The 3,108-nt window shown below is 64.3% G+C and carries 4 protein-coding genes; all 4 read right to left on the reverse strand.

The features are described from left to right. Window positions 1-166: 166 nt before the first annotated feature. Complete coding sequence (locus tag HP499_RS22655) at window positions 167-766, reverse strand: hypothetical protein (protein WP_172326326.1); 600 nt, start codon at window positions 764-766, stop codon at window positions 167-169. 72 nt (window positions 767-838) lie between these two features. Beyond that, a complete protein-coding gene (locus HP499_RS22660; protein WP_253951752.1) occupies window positions 839-1,489 on the reverse strand; it encodes a hypothetical protein in 651 nt (216 codons plus the stop codon). Further along, complete coding sequence (locus tag HP499_RS22665) at window positions 1,461-2,096, reverse strand: RDD family protein (RefSeq protein WP_172326327.1); 636 nt, start codon at window positions 2,094-2,096, stop codon at window positions 1,461-1,463. Before HP499_RS22665 ends, HP499_RS22660 begins: the two co-directional genes overlap by 29 nt. A 55-nt stretch (window positions 2,097-2,151) precedes the next feature. Further along, a complete protein-coding gene (locus tag HP499_RS22670) occupies window positions 2,152-2,955 on the reverse strand; it encodes a hypothetical protein (protein WP_172326328.1) in 804 nt (267 codons plus the stop codon). Between the last annotated feature and the right edge of the window lie 153 nt (window positions 2,956-3,108).

Consider the following 3,108-nt stretch of genomic DNA (forward strand, 5'->3'; position numbering starts at 1 on the left):
CCAGGCGGCCGCGGCCGATGTTCAGGACCGCGCACACACGGCCAAGGACAACGTCAGCAACCAGTAATCTCCCACGCTGACCCAACTGAGTCGCAGAAGATGCCGTTTGAAACCCTCAAAACGGCGTTAACTGCGACTCAGTTGGTTAAGCCTGCGTGGTTTAGGGTCAGCGCACTTCGAGGATGAGCTGCAGCAGGCGCGCGGCAGCCGGGCGGGCTGCGTGCTCTTCGGCCCATTGTGCGCGGGCCAACGCCTTGCTGACGGCCTGAGTGGTGATGCCAAGCTCCTGTGCCACAGCCCTTTGCTGGCCCCGGACTCCCGGTGTGAGCAAGTCCAGCACACGCCATTCCGCTGCACTGCGGTGTTGGACAATGTGTCCCAGGAGACGCAACACCGCCTCCGCCTCCGAAGCCAGTGCGCCAAACGGGCCGTCCACCGCAACCGGGACCCGCTCTTTGCCGTTACGCAGCCGGTCCACGGCCCGGCGGGCGTACACCAGGCCATGCCCTGAGGCATCCTTGACCAGGTTGGGTAGCGGCTCATTGATGGGTCCCACGCCGATTCCCACGTACCACTGCCCCGTCCGCAGTGCGATCAACGCAGTTTCCACCGCTTGGTGGCTGGAATCCACGATGCCCTGCACCTCATCCTCAACCGAGCGGTCAAAGTCGAGCCGCGCAGGAATATGCCGCAGGTCCTTGAGCAGCTGCGGCACGAGGTCGCCGTCGCGGCGGCTGTCGCGTTGGTTGATGGTGAGAGTGAACATAGTGGATCACATGCTACCGGCTGGTAGCGGGTCTGCAAGGGCCGGATTTGCCCTTTGTTAAGGAAAAGCCGGTCAGTCGAGTGCCGTTCGCCCGGTCAGTACGACGGCGGGCAGCGCACCTGCTGCTGCCCGCGCGGCGCCGGGTGTTCCGGCATCTTCCATGGCGCCGTGGATGGCAAGGACCAGTGGGGCGGGATCCTGGTTGGAGGCGAAGACCCAGAATGTTTCCCGGGCTTGGAAAACTACGGCATTCCGGCCTCCGGCGCCCAGGGAGATCTTCCTGCGTGCCACCAAGCGCCGATCGGGGTCGGTGCCGTCGGCAGTAGTCACCGCTTTGATGGTCCCGGGCATAATTTCGTCCCAGGGGATCATCACGAGCGTGTGTTTCTGCGAATATTTGGCGACGACCCCGCCGTCAAAAACCAACAACTTCCGGAAGCTGCCCAAGAGCGTCATGGACCAGAGGACCAAAGCTGTCAGGATGCTGGTCAGCACAAAGAAGGCGGGATCGTTGAAGTGCCCGGCTTCCCGGGTGGAACGGATCGGGCTGACGAACTCCGCGATGGTCCCGAAAAGGAACCCCACCACCAGGCAGGGGATGAGGACTTTCCAGTAGATGCGCCGCGACGACGCTACAAAGCGGAGCCGGCCCAGCTTAGGGGCGAGCCTTCGCTCAACACGGCGAACCAGCCAGTTACGGCCGTGCATCCGGGCGCTGGCCATAGAGGTTGGGCAAGTTCTGCCGTTCGGCCGCAGCGGCTTGATCGGCGGCTGTCGCTTTGGGGTCCGGAACCGGCGTCTGCCCCTGGGCAATGCCGGAGCGCCGGTCGATGGCCGCAAACTTCGGATCCCAGGTGTCGTCCCCGCCGCCGCTGATGGCGGAGGCAATGAGCATCACCACGAAGAACGGGAAGAAAGACCAGCAGATGGCCCGCCAACCGCCCAACCAGGCGCCCGCCGTCGTGCCGTTCTTGATCCGCACGGAGCGCATGCCGGCGGCAGCGTCGCCCACACTGCCCACGGATCCCCAGATCATGCCATAGACGAACAGCCCCACAAACCACAGGACCACGTAGAGGGTCAGCCACAAACCGTCGTTGTACCCGAGCGCAGAGCCGCTGTTCATCATGGATTCCCGGACCACTGCAAGGATCACGGCGAGGACCACATAGCCAACCAGGAACACCATGGCATCCAGCACCCGGCCCCAGAAGTGGGCGCCCCCGGACGCCTTGACGAAGTACGCGCCGGTGTCAGGGTGGCGGCGAACCGGGCGGCCGTTGACAGGGTCAAGCAGGCCGGTGAGGGTGATGGACTTCGAAGTACTCATGAGGGACTTTCAGCTCGACGGCGGTGTGCGGCTTGGGTACGGAAGGTCGGGCCAGTCAGGCCAGTCCGGCCAGCCCGCCCAGGACGCGGGCCAACGATGCCGCGGAGGTTTCCTGCAGCTCGAACGCCACGGATGCTGTGTCCTCCGGGACGGATTCAGGCGAACCTTCCACCCGCGGGGTCAGCACGTGAACACCGGACGGGCCCGTGTAAACAGTGACCGTGGGGAACTCGTTGGTGGTGGAGTTGAAGGCCACCACGTTGCTGGCTGCCTGGGTGTCGACCAGTGCCGTGGCCGCGTGTGCCTCGAACTGCGCTTCGGTGTAGAGGGTGGCTTCGGTGTCGCGGGCAGCCGCCTGTTGGGGGTCCACGAATTCGGCCAGGCGGGGAACCAGTTGATCGCGGGTAACCACGGTGAAGCCGTGCAGGCCGCTTTCGTCCACTTCCTCGAGCAGGACGCCTTCGTCATGAAGGTAGCCGTAGAGCCAGCGCTTGCCGGTGGAGACGGTCCGTTCCACGGAGACCACGCTGCTGCCACTGCGGCGCAGGGTGAGGGCGCCGGTGATTTCTTCAGTAGCGTGCAGGCGCGAAGGCTCGGTTTCGCCCTCGAAGACCACGGGGTACACGAGTTCCTTGGCGAGCAGGCCGCGCAAGGCGATGGCGCACATCAGTTCCTTGCTCGCATCCTGGGCAGAAAGCCACGGAAGGGCAACCAGCTGTTCGTGCTGAACGCCGTCCAAGGCCACAACTTCTTCATCGGTCAACGTGGGCAAAGGCGCGCCGACTGCGCTAGCCGAGGCAAGGACCTTGGCTGCGGCCTCAATGTCCCGCTGGGTCCATTTCATGGTGCTGGTGGTCATCCGAATATCCCTCCGACAAAGTTTCCGACTGACTTGGCGGCGTCACTGACCCCGTCTGCCACCTTACTGCCTGCGTCCTTGACGAAGCCCGCCACCTCCTTTGCGCCGTCGGCGATGTAGCTGCCGGGGTTGCGGGCAAAGTTGCTGATGGAG

This window comes from Paenarthrobacter sp. CM16 (assembly GCF_013179505.1).
Lineage (GTDB): Bacteria > Actinomycetota > Actinomycetes > Actinomycetales > Micrococcaceae > Arthrobacter.